This window comes from Streptococcus mitis subsp. hohhotensis, assembly GCF_020089495.2.
Classification (GTDB): domain Bacteria; phylum Bacillota; class Bacilli; order Lactobacillales; family Streptococcaceae; genus Streptococcus; species Streptococcus hohhotensis.
Window position 1 is genome coordinate 1 of sequence record NZ_JAIRCA020000013.1, and the last position, 17273, is coordinate 17273.

At 41.2% G+C, this 17273-nt stretch carries 13 protein-coding genes; 12 read left to right on the forward strand and 1 reads right to left on the reverse strand.

From position 1 onward, the window contains the following. The first annotated feature begins 334 nt into the window (after positions 1–334). The 8 genes from ftsA (at position 335) to ileS (ending at position 9195) form a co-directional block, all read left to right on the forward strand. On the forward strand, positions 335–1708 hold the full coding sequence (gene ftsA, locus K4Z77_RS06350) for a cell division protein FtsA (protein WP_224218802.1): 1374 nt from the start codon (positions 335–337) through the stop codon (positions 1706–1708). 16 nt (positions 1709–1724) lie between these two features. Further along, positions 1725–2984: a cell division protein FtsZ gene (ftsZ, locus tag K4Z77_RS06355; RefSeq protein WP_224218803.1), complete on the forward strand. Its 1260-nt coding sequence runs from the start codon at positions 1725–1727 to the stop codon at positions 2982–2984. Positions 2985–2988: 4 nt separating this feature from the next. Continuing rightward, positions 2989–3660, forward strand: a complete 672-nt coding sequence (locus K4Z77_RS06360) for a YggS family pyridoxal phosphate-dependent enzyme (protein ID WP_224218804.1) — start codon at positions 2989–2991, stop codon at positions 3658–3660. Positions 3661–3669: 9 nt separating this feature from the next. Next, entirely contained in the window at positions 3670–4215 is a 546-nt protein-coding gene (locus K4Z77_RS06365) for a cell division protein SepF (RefSeq protein ID WP_000053376.1), read from the forward strand. Then, the gene (locus tag K4Z77_RS06370; RefSeq protein ID WP_000576507.1) at positions 4215–4478 is read left to right on the forward strand and encodes a YggT family protein; all 264 of its coding nucleotides are present in this window, start codon (positions 4215–4217) and stop codon (positions 4476–4478) included. Before K4Z77_RS06365 ends, K4Z77_RS06370 begins: the two co-directional genes overlap by 1 nt. Next, positions 4475–5260, forward strand: a complete 786-nt coding sequence (locus K4Z77_RS06375; RefSeq protein ID WP_001032421.1) for a YlmH family RNA-binding protein — start codon at positions 4475–4477, stop codon at positions 5258–5260. Before K4Z77_RS06370 ends, K4Z77_RS06375 begins: the two co-directional genes overlap by 4 nt. A gap of 8 nt (positions 5261–5268) precedes the next feature. Then, the gene (locus tag K4Z77_RS06380) at positions 5269–6150 is read left to right on the forward strand and encodes a DivIVA domain-containing protein (RefSeq protein WP_343236529.1); all 882 of its coding nucleotides are present in this window, start codon (positions 5269–5271) and stop codon (positions 6148–6150) included. Positions 6151–6402: 252 nt separating this feature from the next. After that, positions 6403–9195: an isoleucine--tRNA ligase gene (gene ileS / locus K4Z77_RS06385; protein ID WP_224218805.1), complete on the forward strand. Its 2793-nt coding sequence runs from the start codon at positions 6403–6405 to the stop codon at positions 9193–9195. Between the two features lie 341 nt (positions 9196–9536). On the opposite strand, the gene K4Z77_RS06390 is transcribed toward ileS, so the two are convergent. Then, on the reverse strand, positions 9537–10328 hold the full coding sequence (locus tag K4Z77_RS06390; protein WP_224218806.1) for a nucleotidyltransferase domain-containing protein: 792 nt from the start codon (positions 10326–10328) through the stop codon (positions 9537–9539). Between the two features lie 228 nt (positions 10329–10556). Here K4Z77_RS06390 and K4Z77_RS06395 point away from each other — a divergent pair, with 228 nt between their 5' ends. From K4Z77_RS06395 to K4Z77_RS06410, 4 genes are all read left to right on the forward strand, one after another. Further along, positions 10557–11249, forward strand: coding sequence for a phosphoglycerate mutase (locus K4Z77_RS06395; protein ID WP_000240129.1), 693 nt, complete (start codon positions 10557–10559; stop codon positions 11247–11249). Positions 11250–11301: 52 nt separating this feature from the next. Beyond that, positions 11302–13713, forward strand: coding sequence for a glycoside hydrolase family 95 protein (locus K4Z77_RS06400; RefSeq protein ID WP_224218807.1), 2412 nt, complete (start codon positions 11302–11304; stop codon positions 13711–13713). Between the two features lie 130 nt (positions 13714–13843). Then, complete coding sequence (locus K4Z77_RS06405; RefSeq protein WP_000323357.1) at positions 13844–14545, forward strand: ABC transporter ATP-binding protein; 702 nt, start codon at positions 13844–13846, stop codon at positions 14543–14545. 1 nt (position 14546) lies between these two features. Next, positions 14547–17255 (forward strand): FtsX-like permease family protein, encoded by a 2709-nt coding sequence (locus K4Z77_RS06410; protein ID WP_224218808.1) that lies wholly within the window; start codon positions 14547–14549, stop codon positions 17253–17255. Positions 17256–17273 lie beyond the last annotated feature (18 nt).

A 17273-nucleotide genomic window follows, 5' to 3' on the forward strand; every position in this document is an offset into this window, starting at 1 on the left:
AAAAAAACCTTTATTTGTTATGCAAAAAAATAGAAGATAGGATAGAGAATCACTTTGATGATCTCAATCACACCTCCTATTCAAGTAGTTAGATCACTAACTTAATGACATTGAGAAATGAGCTTTCTTTTTTGTACAATAGACAGATTGTTGACAAAGTTTACAGTGAATGAATTTCTGAACAGAAAAACTAAAAAATTGGCTGGTAAATTTAGGAAAAAACTGAGCACGATGAGATTTTTTGTGTTATAATATTCTGTGAATAGCTATGCCTACGTTTAGCTATTGAATATTACGAAGTTAGAAACTTGGAAGATAGAGAGGATGCGATGTAATGGCTAGAGAAGGCTTTTTTACAGGTCTAGATATTGGAACAAGCTCTGTCAAGGTGCTTGTAGCTGAGCAGAGAAATGGTGAATTAAATGTAATTGGCGTGAGTAATGCCAAAAGTAAAGGTGTAAAGGATGGAATTATTGTTGATATTGATGCAGCAGCAACTGCTATCAAATCAGCAATTTCCCAAGCGGAAGAAAAAGCAGGCATTTCAATTAAATCAGTAAATGTTGGTTTACCAGCTAATCTCTTACAGGTAGAACCAACTCAGGGAATGATTCCAGTAACATCTGATACAAAAGAAATTACAGACCAAGATGTCGAAAATGTTGTCAAATCAGCTTTGACAAAGAGTATGACACCAGATCGTGAAGTCATTACTTTTATTCCAGAAGAATTTATCGTAGATGGTTTCCAAGGTATTCGTGACCCGCGTGGCATGATGGGTGTTCGTCTTGAAATGCGTGGTTTGCTTTACACAGGTCCACGTACTATTCTTCACAATTTACGTAAGACAGTTGAACGTGCAGGTGTTCAGGTTGAAAATATTATTATTTCACCACTAGCAATGGTTCAATCGATTTTGAATGAAGGTGAACGTGAATTTGGTGCTACAGTGATTGATATGGGAGCAGGACAGACAACTGTTGCCACAATCCGTAACCAAGAACTCCAGTTCACCAATATTCTCCAAGAAGGCGGAGATTACGTAACTAAGGATATCTCTAAAGTCTTGAAGACATCACAGAAACTAGCCGAAGGTTTGAAATTAAACTATGGAGAGGCTTATCCTCCTCTCGCAAGTAAAGAAACATTCCAAGTCGAAGTGATTGGGGAAGTAGAACCTGTTGAAGTAACAGAAAATTACTTGTCAGAGATTATTTCTGCACGAATTAAGCATATTTTTGAACAAATCAAACAAGACTTAGACAGAAGACATTTATTGGATCTTCCTGGTGGCATTGTTTTGATTGGTGGAACGGCTATTTTACCGGGTATTGTGGAGCTTGCTCAAGAAGTTTTTGGTGTTCGTGTGAAACTCTATGTTCCAAACCAAGTTGGAATTCGTAATCCGGCCTTTGCGCATGTGATTAGTCTGTCAGAATTTGCGGGACAATTGACAGAAGTACATCTCTTGGCTCAACGAGCAGTTAAGGGTGATGAAGGATTATTCCAACAACCGCTCAGTTTTGGGGGAATGATTCAGAAAACAGCTCAGTTTGTTCAATCAACTCCTGTTCAACCAGCTCCTGCTCCAGAAGTAGAACCTGTAGCTCCTGCAGAACAAGTTGCAGATTTTCAACAGACTTCACAAAATAAACCGAAATTAGCAGATCGTTTCCGTGGCTTGATCGGAAGCATGTTTGACGAATAAAGAGGAAAAATAAATTATGACATTTTCATTTGATACAGCTGCTGCCCAAGGTGCAGTGATTAAAGTAATTGGTGTCGGTGGAGGTGGTGGCAATGCCATCAACCGTATGGTCGACGAAGGTGTTACAGGCGTAGAATTTATCGCAGCAAATACAGATGTGCAAGCCTTGAGCAGTACAAAAGCTGAGACTGTTATTCAGTTAGGACCTAAATTGACTCGTGGTTTGGGTGCAGGAGGTCAACCTGAGGTTGGTCGTAAGGCTGCTGAAGAAAGTGAAGAGACACTGACTGAAGCTATCAGTGGCGCAGATATGGTCTTCATCACTGCTGGTATGGGAGGAGGCTCTGGAACTGGAGCTGCCCCTGTTATTGCTCGTATCGCTAAAGATTTGGGTGCTCTTACAGTTGGTGTTGTAACACGTCCGTTTGGTTTTGAAGGAAGCAAACGTGGACAATTTGCTGTAGAAGGAATCAATCAACTTCGTGAACATGTAGATACTTTATTGATAATCTCAAACAACAACTTGCTTGAAATTGTTGATAAGAAGACACCGCTTTTGGAGGCTCTTAGCGAAGCAGATAACGTTCTTCGTCAAGGTGTTCAAGGAATTACCGATTTGATTACCAATCCAGGATTGATTAACCTTGACTTTGCCGATGTGAAAACGGTAATGGCAAATAAAGGGAATGCTCTTATGGGTATTGGTATCGGTAGTGGAGAAGAACGTGTTGTTGAAGCAGCACGTAAGGCAATTTACTCTCCACTTCTTGAAACAACAATTGATGGAGCAGAAGATGTGATTGTCAACGTAACTGGTGGTCTTGACTTAACCTTGATTGAGGCAGAAGAGGCTTCACAAATTGTGAACCAAGCAGCAGGACAAGGAGTAAACATCTGGCTCGGTACTTCAATTGATGAAAGTATGCGTGATGAGATTCGTGTAACAGTTGTTGCAACGGGTGTTCGTCAAGACCGCGTAGAAAAGGTTGTGACTCCACAAGCTAGACCTACTACCAACTACCGTGAGACAGTGAGACCAGCTCATTCACATGGATTTGATCGTCATTTTGATATGGCAGAAACGGTTGAATTGCCAAAACAAAATCAACGTCGCTCAGAACAAGCTCAAGGATCTGCTTTTGGTGATTGGGATTTACGTCGCGAGACAATTGTTCGTCCGACTGATTCAGTAGTGTCACCGGTAGAACGTTTTGAAATTCCAAATTCACAAGATGAAGATGAGTTGGATACACCTCCATTTTTCAAAAATCGTTAAGTAAATGAATGTAAAAGAAAATACAGAACGTGTTTTTCGAGAAGTCGCAGAAGCAAGTCTGAGTGCTCATCGCGAGAGTGGCTCAGTCTCTGTCATTGCAGTTACCAAGTATGTAGATGTATCGACAGCGGAAGCCTTGCTTCCGCTAGGGGTTCATCATATCGGTGAAAATCGTGTAGATAAGTTTCTAGAGAAATATCAAGCTTTAAAAGATCGAGATGTGACTTGGCATTTGATTGGTACCTTGCAAAGACGTAAGGTGAAAGATGTCATTCAATACGTTGATTATTTCCATGCATTGGACTCAGTAAAGCTAGCAGAGGAAATTCAAAAAAGAAGCGACAGAGTCATCAAGTGTTTCCTTCAAGTAAATATTTCTAAAGAAGAAAGTAAACACGGCTTTTCGAGAGAAGAATTATTGGAAGTTTTGCCAGAGTTAGCCAAACTAGATAAGATTGAATATGTTGGTTTAATGACGATGGCACCTTTTGAGGCTAGCAGTGAGCAGTTGAAAGAAATTTTCAAGGCGACCCAAGATTTACAAAGAGAAATCCAAGAAAAACAAATTCCAAATATGCCTATGACCGAGTTAAGTATGGGAATGAGTCGTGATTATAAAGAAGCGATTCAATTCGGTTCCACCTTTGTTCGTATAGGTACAGCATTTTTTAAGTAGGAGAGAACCATGTCTTTAAAAGATAGATTCGATAGATTTATAGATTATTTTACGGAGGATGAGGATTTAAGTCTCCCTAATGAAAAACGAGATGAGCCCATTTTAACTCCAGTAAATTCTACACAGGACAAGGCTCTTTCAACAAATCAAACACCACGCACAAGCACAACTAGTACAAAAGAAACTAATATTACTAGACTGCATGCACGTCAACAAGAGTTAGCCAAGCAAAGTCAGCATTCTACTGAAAAAGTAACAATCGATGTTCGTTACCCTAGAAAATATGAAGATGCGATAGAAATTGTTGATTTATTAGCAGGAAACGAAAGTATTTTGATTGATTTTCAATATATGACTGAAGTGCAAGCTCGTCGTTGTTTAGATTATCTGGATGGAGCTTGCCATGTTCTAGCTGGAAATTTGAAAAAGGTAGCTTCTACCATGTACCTGTTGACACCAGTGAATGTTATTGTAAATGTTGAAGATATTCGTTTACCAGATGAAGATCAACAGGGTGAGTTTGATTTTGATATGAGACGAAATAGAGGACGATAATGATTTTTTTAATTCGTCTGGTTTATAATGCAGTGGATATTTACTCCCTGATTTTGGTAGCCTTTGCTGTCATGTCTTGGTTTCCAGGCGCCTACGAATCAAGTTTGGGTCGTTGGATTGTAGCATTGGTAAAACCAGTGCTTGCTCCTTTGCAACGCCTGCCTTTACAGATAGCAGGTCTAGATTTATCTGTTTGGGTTGCGATTGTTTTGGTTCGATTTTTAGGGGAAAACTTAGTGCGTTTTCTGGCGATGATAGGATGAATAAAGGGATTTACCAGCATTTCTCTATAGAGGATCGTCCCTTTCTTGATAAGGGAATGGAATGGATAAAGAAGGTAGAAGATAGCTATGCTCCTTTTTTAACTCCTTTTATCAATCCTCATCAGGAGAAACTATTAAAAATTTTAGCCCAAACCTATGGTCTTGCTTGTAGCAGTAGTGGGGAATTCGTCTCAAGTGAGTATGTTCGAGTTTTATTATACCCAGATTATTTCCAGCCAGAGTTTTCAGATTTTGAAATGTCTCTCCAGGAAATTGTGTATTCCAATAAATTTGAACACTTAACGCATGCTAAGATTTTAGGGACAGTCATCAATCAATTAGGGATTGAACGGAAACTTTTTGGAGATATCCTAGTAGATGAAGAACGGGCGCAGATTATGATTAATCAGCAATTTCTTCTTCTCTTTCAAGATGGATTAAAGAAAATTGGCCGTATACCCGTTTCGCTGGAGGAACGTCCTTTCACCGAGAAAATAGATAAGCTAGAACAGTATAGAGAGCTGGATTTATGTGTGTCTAGTTTTAGATTAGATGTTCTTTTATCAAATGTTTTAAAACTATCTAGAAATCAAGCAAACCAGTTGATTGACAAGAAACTTGTCCAAGTAAATTATCATATGGTAGACAAATCAGATTATACTGTTCAAGTTGGAGACTTGATTAGTGTTAGAAAATTTGGGCGTCTGAGGTTGCTTCAAGATAAGGGACAAACGAAAAAAGAGAAGAAAAAAATAACAGTCCAGTTATTATTAAGTAAGTGAGGAAAAATATGCCAATTACATCGTTAGAAATCAAAGATAAAACCTTTAGCACACGCTTTAGAGGTTTTGATCCAGAAGAAGTAGATGAATTTTTAGATATTGTAGTCCGTGATTATGAAGATTTAGTCCGCTCTAATCATGATAAGGATTTACATATTAAGAGTTTAGAAGATCGTTTGTCTTACTTTGATGAGATGAAAGATTCATTGAGCCAGTCTGTATTGATTGCCCAAGATACAGCTGAACGAGTAAAACAAGCTGCAGCTGAACGTTCAAACAATATTATCCATCAAGCAGAGCAAGATGCGCAACGTTTATTGGAAGAAGCTAAGTACAAGGCAAATGAAATTCTTCGTCACGCAACTGATAATGCTAAGAAAGTTGCTGTTGAAACAGAAGAATTGAAGAACAAGAGTCGTGTCTTCCACCAGCGTCTCAAATCTACAATTGAGAGTCAGTTGGCTATTGTTGAATCTTCAGATTGGGAAGATATTCTTCGTCCAACAGCTACTTATCTTCAAACCAGTGATGAAGCCTTTAAAGAAGTTGTTAGCGAAGTACTTGGAGAACCAATTCCAGCTCCAATTGAGGAAGAACCAATTGATATGACACGTCAATTCTCTCAGGCAGAAATGGCAGAGTTACAAGCTCGTATTGAGGCAGCCAATAAAGAATTGGCTGAATTTGAAGCTCAGGCTAAACAGGAAGTGGAAAATCCAACTCCTGTAGTGAGTCCTCAAATTGAAGAAGAGCCTGCTCATCCAGTTGGTCCAATGTATGAAGAGCCAGAAGTAGTCCCAAGCCATTACTCAGGCCCAACACCAGCTACTGAAGCTGTGAACTCAGAACCAGGTTTTGTGGCACCGCAAGAATCTGTTACAATTTTATAAGAAACGATGTGAGAACAATATCTTATCTTTATATTTCCAGCGAGCAGGAGATGGTGTGAGTCCTGTAATCCCTATTGATAAGATTATCCTCTCAAAAACTCAAGTCTGAAGCTAGTAAGATTTGACGTTCCCCACGTTACGGGAAAAGAGGGAGAAAGACTAGATCTTTTTCCGAACAAAGGTGGTACCACGATTTTCGTCCTTTTTGGCAGTCGTGGTTTTTAATTTGTTATTATTTATAAAGGAGATACCATGAAACTCAAAGATACCCTTAATCTTGGGAAAACAGCTTTCCCAATGCGTGCAGGCCTTCCTACCAAAGAGCCAGTTTGGCAAAAGGAATGGGAAGATGCAAAACTTTATCAACGTCGTCAAGAATTGAACCAAGGAAAACCTCATTTCACCTTGCATGATGGCCCTCCATACGCGAACGGAAATATCCACGTTGGACACGCTATGAACAAGATTTCAAAAGATATCATTGTTCGTTCAAAATCTATGTCAGGTTTTTACGCACCATTTATCCCAGGTTGGGATACTCATGGTCTGCCAATCGAGCAAGTTTTGGCAAAACAAGGTGTCAAACGTAAAGAAATGGACTTGGTTGAGTACTTGAAACTTTGCCGTGAATATGCTCTTTCTCAAGTAGATAAACAACGTGAAGACTTTAAACGTTTGGGTGTTTCTGGTGACTGGGAAAATCCATATGTGACTTTGACTCCTGATTATGAAGCAGCCCAAATCCGTGTCTTCGGTGAGATGGCTAACAAAGGTTATATCTACCGTGGTGCCAAGCCAGTTTATTGGTCTTGGTCATCTGAGTCTGCCCTTGCGGAAGCAGAGATTGAATACCATGACTTGGTTTCAACTTCCCTTTACTATGCCAATAAGGTAAAAGATGGCAAAGGTGTTCTAGATACAGATACTTATATCGTCGTTTGGACAACTACTCCATTTACTATCACAGCTTCTCGTGGTTTGACTGTTGGAGCGGATATTGATTACGTTTTGGTTCAACCTGCTGGTGAAACTCGTAAGTTTGTGGTTGCTGCAGAATTATTGAATAGCTTGTCTGAGAAATTTGGTTGGGCTGATGTTCAAGTTTTGGCAACTTATCGTGGTCAAGAACTCAACCACATCGTAACAGAACACCCATGGGATACAGCTGTAGATGAGTTGGTTATCCTTGGTGACCACGTTACAACTGACTCTGGTACTGGTATTGTCCATACAGCCCCTGGTTTTGGTGAGGATGACTACAATGTTGGTATTGCTAATGGTCTTGAAGTCGCAGTGACTGTTGACGAACGTGGTATCATGATGAAGAATGCTGGTCCTGAGTTTGAAGGTCAATTCTATGACAAAGTGGTTCCAACTGTCATCGAGAAACTTGGCAACCTCCTTCTTGCTCAAGAAGAAATTTCTCACTCATACCCATTTGACTGGCGTACGAAGAAACCAATCATCTGGCGTGCAGTTCCACAATGGTTTGCCTCAGTTTCTAAATTCCGCCAAGAAATCTTGGATGAAATTGAAAAAGTGAAATTCCACTCAGAATGGGGTAAAGTCCGTCTTTACAATATGATTCGTGACCGTGGCGACTGGGTTATCTCTCGTCAACGTGCTTGGGGTGTTCCACTTCCAATTTTCTACGCTGAAGATGGTACAGCGATCATGACTGCTGAAACCATTGAACATGTGGCTCAACTCTTTGAGGAACATGGTTCAAGCATTTGGTGGGAACGCGATGCCAAGGATCTCTTGCCAGAAGGATATACTCACCCAGGTTCTCCAAATGGCAAGTTCAAGAAAGAAACAGACATCATGGACGTTTGGTTTGACTCAGGTTCATCATGGAATGGAGTTGTAGTAAACCGTCCTGAGTTGACTTACCCAGCAGACCTTTACCTAGAAGGTTCTGACCAGTACCGTGGTTGGTTCAACTCATCACTCATCACATCAGTTGCCAACCATGGCGTAGCACCTTACAAACAAATCTTGTCACAAGGTTTTGCTCTTGACGGTAAAGGTGAGAAGATGTCTAAATCTCTTGGAAATACCATTGCTCCAAGCGATGTTGAAAAACAATTTGGTGCAGAAATCTTGCGTCTCTGGGTAACAAGTGTAGACTCAAGCAACGACGTGCGTATCTCTATGGATATCTTGAGCCAAGTCTCTGAAACTTACCGTAAGATTCGTAACACTCTTCGTTTCTTGATTGCTAACACATCTGACTTTAACCCAGCTGAGGATGCGGTAGCTTACGAAGAACTACGTTCAGTTGACAAGTACATGACTATCCGCTTTAACCAGCTTGTCAAGACCATTCGTGATGCTTACGCAAACTTTGAATTCTTGACAATCTACAAGGCATTGGTGAACTTTATCAACGTTGACTTGTCAGCCTTCTACCTTGATTTTGCCAAAGATGTTGTTTACATCGAAGGTGCCAAATCATTGGAACGCCGTCAAATGCAGACTGTCTTCTATGATATTCTTGTGAAAATCACGAAACTCTTGACACCAATCCTTCCTCATACTGCGGAAGAAATCTGGTCATACCTTGAGTTTGAAGCTGAAGACTTTGTTCAATTGTCAGAATTGCCAGAAGCAGAAACTTTTGCTAACCAAGAAGAAATCTTGGATACATGGGCAGCCTTCATGGACTTCCGTGGACAAGCTCAAAAAGCCTTGGAAGAGGCTCGTAATGCCAAAGTTATCGGTAAATCACTTGAAGCACACTTGACAGTTTATCCAAATGAAGTTGTGAAAACTCTACTCGAAGCAGTAAATAGCAATGTAGCTCAACTTTTGATTGTGTCTGAATTGACTATCGCAGAGGGGCCAGCTCCAGAAGCTGCCGTTAGCTTCGAAGATGTAGCCTTCACAGTTGAACGCGCTGCAGGTGATGTATGTGACCGTTGTCGTCGTATCGATCCAACAACAGCAGAACGCAGCTACCAGGCAGTCATCTGTGATCATTGTGCAAGCATCGTAGAAGAAAACTTTGCGGACGCTGTCGCAGAAGGATTTGAAGAGAAATAAGGTTGAAAAGTCTAGGGAAAACTCAATTTGAGAAGAAAAGACAACTAATTTTATAATCTATAAAACGCATTGTATCACGTTTTTGAATACCTGATATGATGCGTTTTTATCATGTTAGAAGTTTATTGTCTTGTTCTTGTTTCAATTAATACTTTTCGAAAATCTCTTCAAACTACGTCAATGTCGCCTCACTGTACTTCAGCACAGTGAGGCGACTAGTTTCCTAGTTTGCTTTTTGATTTTCATTGAGTATAACTTTACATCGTTGTCTGTTGTTGAATTTCAAAAAGCTCATGAATCATCGGAAAAGTAGATTTCATGAGCTTTTATCTGTTGGCGTTCTAAATGGATTCATCAATTAAGTGTTTAAGATTTGATAGGAGATGCTCCAAAGTTAGGACTGTTTTCTGCTGGTGAGTTAGTTGGTAGAGATTTTGAAAGTAGTCTTGAATATCGTTTTCAAAATTTTGAGGTAGATGATAGCAATTGTTTTTTGCGAACTGGAGCATGCGTTTTTCTCCTGGATGGAGCTGCTCATTGAAGGCGAAGAGCAAATCAAAATAAGAGGCGAAAAACTCACTACTGCGGTGATTGATGCTGAGTAAATCTTGGCGTTTGAGAGCTTTTTTGATTTGTCTTGAAAAAGCTGGCATAGCTTGGTCGAGAAGCAGGAATTGCTTGTTGATGATATTCTTTTTCAGCTCAGCTGGATAAGGAAGATTGTACTTTTTCTGGAGGGCAGCATAGTGACCATCTTGATCGTAGATAATCTTACTGTTGAGAAGATTGTACCACATACAAGTAGTGTAAGAATTCTGGGCTTGGTGCTCTAAAACTACGGCTTGTAAATCTTTGTCAAATTCGTCTAAAGAGCGGTAAATCAGCTCGATTTCGATACCATTATTGAGAACACAATCGTCTTCCAATTCCCAAAATTGATTACCGATTTCCATATAGGAGCAGTGTTTACTGAGGATTTCTTTTCGTATGTCTGGCGAGAGAGGAGAACTGAGGTAGACATATACATCATAGTCAGAGTCTTTGTCAAAATCTTGTCCAGCCCGTGATCCTCCTAGAGCTAGAGCTTCTACTTGCTCTAGTTGAGCCAATTCTTTAAAGAGATGTTGTGGCATAATGTTAACCTTCTTTATTTTTTGACATCATTCTAACAAAAAGTAAAGAGACTAGCAAGAGTGAAATGGAAATTTCTTCTCATATATTTGCTGATCTTGTTCAAAGCAATCCAACTGCCAAACAGTCCTTTCCTTTTTGGTTTTGACTAGCTTTTTTGTGAAAAATTGTGTAAAATAGAATAGATAAACGAAGGGAAACCTCGGAAAATTTAAAGGAGAATCCATCTAATGGTAAAATTGGTTTTTGCTCGCCACGGTGAGTCTGAATGGAACAAAGCTAACCTTTTCACTGGTTGGGCTGATGTTGATTTGTCTGAAAAAGGTACACAACAAGCGATTGACGCTGGTAAATTGATCAAAGAAGCTGGTATCGAATTTGACCAAGCTTACACTTCAGTATTGAAACGTGCTATCAAAACAACGAACTTGGCTCTTGAAGCTTCTGACCAATTGTGGGTTCCAGTTGAAAAATCATGGCGCTTGAACGAACGTCACTACGGTGGTTTGACTGGTAAAAACAAAGCTGAAGCTGCTGAACAATTTGGTGATGAACAAGTTCACATCTGGCGTCGTTCATACGATGTATTGCCTCCAAACATGGATCGTGATGATGAGCACTCAGCTCACACTGACCGTCGTTACGCTTCACTTGACGATTCAGTTATCCCAGATGCTGAAAATTTGAAAGTGACTTTGGAACGTGCCCTTCCATTCTGGGAAGATAAAATCGCTCCAGCTCTTAAAGATGGCAAAAACGTATTCGTAGGAGCTCACGGTAACTCAATCCGTGCCCTTGTAAAACACATCAAAGGTTTGTCAGATGACGAAATCATGGACGTGGAAATCCCTAACTTCCCACCATTGGTATTCGAATTCGACGAAAAATTGAACGTAGTTTCTGAATACTACCTTGGAAAATAAAAAATTGTAAGTCTAGAATTGATTTCTAGGCTTTTTATGTTAGTATGGTAGTATGATAAGGAATAAAAAACAAGATTATGTATTGGTCTACAAGCAACCAGCGTCAACAACATATAAGGGCTGGGAAGAAGAGGCCTTACCGATAGGTAATGGTTCTCTAGGTGCTAAAATCTTTGGGCTTATAGGGGCTGAGCGGATTCAATTCAATGAAAAGAGTCTTTGGTCTGGAGGTCCACTTCCTGATAGTTTAGATTATCAGGGTGGAAATCTTCAGGATCAGTATGGTTTTTTAGCTGAGATTCGGCAGGCTTTGGAAAAGAGAGATTACAATCGGGCTAAGGAACTGGCTGAACAGCACCTAGTTGGGCCCCAAACGAGTCAATATGGGACCTATCTGTCCTTTGGAGATATTTTCATTGAGTTTAGTAATCAAGGCAAGACTTTGTCTCAGGTGACGGACTATCAGAGACAGCTGAATATCAGTAAGGCGCTTGCGATGACTTCTTATGCCTATAAGGGAACGCGATTTGAACGTGAAGTCTTTGCAAGTTTTCCAGATGATCTCTTGATTCAGCGCTTTACTAAGGAAGGGTTGGAAACTCTAGATTTTACTATAGAACTGTCGCTAAGTCGTGATTTGGCTTCTGATGGAAAGTATGAGCAGGAAAAATCTGATTACAAGGAGTGCCAGCTGGATATCACTTCTTCTCATATCTTGATGAAGGGGCGGGTTAAGGATAATGATCTGCGGTTTGCTAGTTATCTAGCTTGGGAAACGGATGGAGACATTATAGTCAGGTCAGATAAGGTTCAGATATCAGGAGCCAGTTATGCCAATCTCTTCTTGGCGGCTAAGACAGATTTTGCCCAAAATCCTGCTAGTAATTATCGCAAGAAACTAGATTTAGAGCAACAGGTGATAGACTTGGTGGAGATAGCTAAAGAAAAGGGCTATGCCCAATTGAAATCAAGGCATATTCAGAACTACCAAGCCTTATTCCAACGTGTTCAATTGGATTTGGGAGCTGATGTAGACACCTCCACTACAGATGATTTGTTAAAAAATTATAAGCCACAAGCGGGGCAGGCTTTGGAGGAATTGTTCTTCCAGTATGGGCGGTATTTATTGATTAGTTCTTCTAGAGACTGTCCAGATGCTCTACCAGCCAACTTGCAAGGGGTCTGGAATGCGGTCGACAATCCTCCTTGGAATTCGGACTATCACTTGAATATCAACCTGCAGATGAATTATTGGCCATCCTATGTTAGCAATCTCCTAGAGACGGCCTTTCCGGTCATCAACTATGTAGATGATTTGCGTGTTTATGGTCGTCTAGCAGCTGCAAGGTATGCAGGAATCGTCTCTCAGGAAGGGGAGGAGAATGGTTGGTTGGTTCATACTCAAGCGACTCCCTTTGGTTGGACGGCACCTGGTTGGGATTACTATTGGGGTTGGTCACCAGCTGCCAATGCGTGGATGATGCAAACCGTTTATGAAGCCTATTCATTTTATAGGGATCAAGACTATCTCAGGGAGAAAATTTATCCCATGTTGAGGGAAACGGTTCGTTTTTGGAATGCCTTTTTACATAAGGATCAGCAGGCGCAGCGTTGGGTGTCTTCTCCGTCTTATTCTCCAGAACATGGGCCGATTTCGATTGGCAATACCTATGACCAATCTCTGATTTGGCAATTATTCCATGATTTTATTCAGGCTGCTCAGGAATTGGGACTGGATGAGGCTTTGTTGACTGAGGTCAAGGAGAAGTTTGACTTGCTTAATCCTCTTCAAATCACTCAATCTGGTCGAATCAGGGAGTGGTATGAGGAGGAAGAGCAGTATTTTCAAAATGAGAAAGTGGAGGCCCAGCATCGGCACGCTTCCCATCTAGTGGGACTCTATCCTGGAAATCTCTTTAGCTATAAGGGGCAGGAGTATCTTGAAGCCGCGCGTGCTAGTCTCAATGATCGTGGAGATGGCGGCACAGGCTGGTCTAAGGCCAATAAGATCAATCTCTGGGCGCGTTTGGGAGATGGCAATCGAGCCCATAAATTATTAGCAGAGCAGTTAAAGACATCCACCTTGCCCAATCTTTGGTGCACCCATCCTCCTTTTCAGATAGATGGTAATTTTGGTGCTACTAGTGGTATGGCGGAAATGTTGCTCCAGTCTCATACAGCTTATCTGGTGCCCCTAGCTGCTCTACCCGATGCATGGTCAAGAGGTTCCGTTTCAGGCTTAATGGCACGTGGACATTTTGAAGTTAGTATGCGGTGGGAGGATAAAAAGCTCTTACAGATGACCATTTTATCAAGAAGTGTAGGTAATTTGCGAGTCTCTTATCCAGGTATTGAAAAAAGTGTGATTGAAGTGAATCAAGAAAAAGCAAAAGTGAAATGCATAGAGAAAGATTGTATTTCAGTGACGACAGCAGAAGGCGATCTGGTTCAATTTTATTTTTAAGAAGATAATAGAAGGCAGTGATTTGAGGCTGCCTTTTTTGAAGGATTTGAGAATGTAAGCAGTTTCCAACTAGTTGAAAAAGCGTTATAATGGTAGTAGGAAGTAATTTGTTTGAGAGAAGGTGGCTCTGATGGCTTATATTGAGATGAAACACTGTTACAAGCGTTATCAGGTTGGGGACACGGAGATTGTGGCCAATCGTGATGTGAATTTTGAGATTGAAAAGGGTGAATTGGTTATTATTCTAGGTGCATCTGGTGCAGGCAAGTCAACGGTTCTTAACCTTCTTGGGGGAATGGATACCAATGACGAGGGGGAAATCTGGATTGATGGTGCCAATATTGCAGACTATAGTTCCCACCAGAGAACCAATTACCGCCGCAATGATGTCGGTTTTGTTTTTCAGTTTTATAATCTAGTGTCCAATCTAACCGCTAAGGAAAATGTGGAACTGGCCTCAGAAATTGTGACAGATGCCTTGAATCCTGAGCAGGTCTTGACAGATGTAGGTCTGGCTCATCGTCTCAATAACTTTCCAGCCCAGCTTTCTGGAGGGGAGCAACAGCGAGTCTCCATTGCACGCGCGGTAGCCAAAAATCCTAAAATTCTCCTTTGTGATGAACCGACTGGAGCCTTGGATTATCAGACGGGCAAGCAGGTTTTGAAAATCCTCCAAGACATGTCTCGTCAAAAGGGAGCGACGGTGATCATCGTGACTCATAATGGAGCTTTGGCGCCCATTGCTGATCGCGTGATTCATATGCACGATGCCAGTGTCAAGGATGTGGTGATGAACCAGCATCCTCAGGATATCGACAGTTTGGAGTACTAGTATGATCAAGCGAAAAACCTATTGGAAGGACTTAATTCAGTCCTTCACAGGCTCTAAGGGACGTTTTTTATCTATCTTGACCTTGATGATGTTGGGCTCTCTAGCCTTAGTAGGCCTCAAAGTGACTAGCCCCAACATGGAGGCGACAGCTAATGCTTATTTAACAACTGCTCAAACCTTGGATTTGGCAGTTATGTCTAATTATGGTTTGGATCAAACAGATCAAGAAGAACTAGAACAGATAGAGGGCGCAGAGGTTGAGTTTGGCTATTTGACAGATGTGACTATGGATAATGGGCAGGATGCCATTCGGCTGTATTCTAAACCAGAGCGAATTTCAATCTTTCAGCTAAGAGAGGGACGACTTCCTCAGTCAGACCAGGAAATCGCTTTGGCCAGTCATTTGCAGGGCCAATTCAGCGTGGGACAGGAGATTAGTTTTAAAGAAAAAGAAGAGGGTCATTCCTCTTTAAAAGACTATACTTATACCATTACTGGTTTTGTGGATTCGGCTGAAATCCTCTCCCAGCGAGATATGGGCTATGCAGGAAGTGGAAGTGGGACTCTGACAGCTTACGGGGTGATTTTGCCTAGCCAGTTTGATCAAAAAGTCTATAATATAGCACGCTTGAAATATCAAGATTTAGCAGGTTTAAATGCTTTTTCAGCAGCTTATGAAGAGAAATCCAAGCAACATCAGGAAGACCTTGAACAAGCTTTGTCAGATAATGGTAAGGCACGTCTGCAACTCTTGAAAAAAGAAGGACAAGAGTCTCTAGACAAGGGCCAAGAGACCCTTGACAAAGCTGAGACTAATTTGCAGGAAGGCAAGCGTCGTTTAGCAACTGCCCAAGCTCGTTTACAGGCTCAGGAAAGTCAACTAGCCTTGCTTCCTCAAGCCCAGAGAGAGCAGTCTCGTGCTCAACTTACCCAAGCTAAGCAGGAATTGAGCAAGGAAGAAGACAAACTAAAGAAGGCTGAAGAAAATCTAGCCCAAGAAAAGGAAAAATTAGAAAAACATCAGCAATCCTTGGATGATTTAGCTGAGCCCAAGTATCAAATCTATAATCGGCAAACCATACCAGGTGGTCAGGGCTATCTCATGTATAGCAATGCTTCATCCAGTATTCGGGCAGTGGGCAATATCTTTCCTGTAGTGCTTTATGCCGTAGCAGCTATGGTGACCTTTACCACCATGACTCGCTTTGTGGATGAAGAGCGAACACATGCAGGTATTTTTAAGGCCTTGGGTTATCGTAGCAAAGATATTATTGCCAAGTTTCTCCTTTACGGTCTAGTAGCTGGGACTGTCGGAACAGCTCTAGGTAGTATACTTGGCCATTATTTACTAGCCAGTGTGATTTCAAGTGTCATTACAAAAGGCATGGTGGTGGGAGAAACCCAGATTCAGTTTTATTGGACCTATAGTTTGCTGGCCCTTGGTTTAAGTTGGTTGGCGAGTGTGTTACCAGCCTATCTGGTGGCTCGTAGGGAACTTCATGACGAAGCAGCCCAGCTTTTATTGCCTAAACCACCTGTCAAAGGAGCTAAAATCTTACTGGAGCGTATCGGTTTTATCTGGCGCCGTCTCAGTTTTACTCATAAGGTAACAGCCCGCAATATCTTTCGTTATAAGCAGCGGATGTTGATGACAATCTTTGGTGTGGCAGGTTCAGTCGCTCTGCTTTTTGCAGGTTTGGGAATCCAATCCTCTGTAGCAGGAGTTCCGTCTAAACAGTTCCAACAAATCCAACAGTATCAGATGATTATTTCTGAAAATCCTAGTGCGACCAATCAGGACAAGGTAAATCTAGAAGAAGTGTTGAAAGGGCAGGACATCAAAGCCTATCAGAAAATTTATTCACAAACGCTAGACAAGGATTTCAAAGGTAAGGCTGGTCTTCAAACCATTACTCTTATGATGACAGATAAGGAGGATTTGACTCCCTTTATCCATCTGCAAGACCATCAGCAAGAGTTGACATTAAAAGATGGCGTCGTTATTACAGCTAAACTTGCCCAGCTGGCAGGTGTCAAGGTTGGGCAGACTCTAGAAATTGAAGGTAAGGAGCTAAAGGTTGCTGCCATTGCTGAGAACTACGTTGGTCATTTTATTTATATGAACCAAGCCAATTATGAGCAACTTTATGGACAGCTACCCCAAGCCAACACTTATCTGGTTACGCTAAAGGATACTAGTGCGCCTAGTATCGAAAGGCAGGCAGGCTTGCTTATGAATCAAGCTGCGGTGTCTAGCGTCGTCCAGAATGCTTCAGCTATTCGGCTCTTTGACTCCGTCGCTAGCTCACTCAATCAGACCATGACCATCTTGGTCATCGTGTCGGTTCTATTGGCTATTGTTATCCTTTACAATCTGACCAATATCAACGTAGCTGAGAGAATACGTGAACTCTCTACTATCAAGGTGCTCGGTTTTCATAATAAAGAAGTCACCCTCTACATTTATCGTGAGACGATTGTCTTGTCTCTCGTGGGAATCCTACTTGGTCTGGTATCAGGTTTCTATTTACACCAATTTTTGATTCAAATGATTTCGCCTGCGACTATTCTCTTTTATCCGAAGGTAGGCTGGGAGGTCTATGTAATCCCAGTGGCAGCAGTAAGCATCATTTTGACCCTGCTTGGTTTCTTTGTCAATTATCATCTGAGAAAGGTTGATATGCTTGAAGCCTTGAAATCTGTAGAGTAAGATAGTTGTTTTTATCTG

Coding starts and splice junctions, on each gene's coding strand:
- ftsA (WP_224218802.1), top strand. CDS start 335: ATGGCTAGAGAAGGCTTTTTTACAGGTCTAGATATTGGAACAAGCTCT.
- ftsZ (WP_224218803.1), top strand. CDS start 1,725: ATGACATTTTCATTTGATACAGCTGCTGCCCAAGGTGCAGTGATTAAA.
- K4Z77_RS06360 (WP_224218804.1), top strand. CDS start 2,989: ATGAATGTAAAAGAAAATACAGAACGTGTTTTTCGAGAAGTCGCAGAA.
- K4Z77_RS06365 (WP_000053376.1), top strand. CDS start 3,670: ATGTCTTTAAAAGATAGATTCGATAGATTTATAGATTATTTTACGGAG.
- K4Z77_RS06370 (WP_000576507.1), top strand. CDS start 4,215: ATGATTTTTTTAATTCGTCTGGTTTATAATGCAGTGGATATTTACTCC.
- K4Z77_RS06375 (WP_001032421.1), top strand. CDS start 4,475: ATGAATAAAGGGATTTACCAGCATTTCTCTATAGAGGATCGTCCCTTT.
- K4Z77_RS06380 (WP_343236529.1), top strand. CDS start 5,269: ATGCCAATTACATCGTTAGAAATCAAAGATAAAACCTTTAGCACACGC.
- ileS (WP_224218805.1), top strand. CDS start 6,403: ATGAAACTCAAAGATACCCTTAATCTTGGGAAAACAGCTTTCCCAATG.
- K4Z77_RS06390 (WP_224218806.1), bottom strand. CDS start 10,328: ATGCCACAACATCTCTTTAAAGAATTGGCTCAACTAGAGCAAGTAGAA.
- K4Z77_RS06395 (WP_000240129.1), top strand. CDS start 10,557: ATGGTAAAATTGGTTTTTGCTCGCCACGGTGAGTCTGAATGGAACAAA.
- K4Z77_RS06400 (WP_224218807.1), top strand. CDS start 11,302: ATGATAAGGAATAAAAAACAAGATTATGTATTGGTCTACAAGCAACCA.
- K4Z77_RS06405 (WP_000323357.1), top strand. CDS start 13,844: ATGGCTTATATTGAGATGAAACACTGTTACAAGCGTTATCAGGTTGGG.
- K4Z77_RS06410 (WP_224218808.1), top strand. CDS start 14,547: ATGATCAAGCGAAAAACCTATTGGAAGGACTTAATTCAGTCCTTCACA.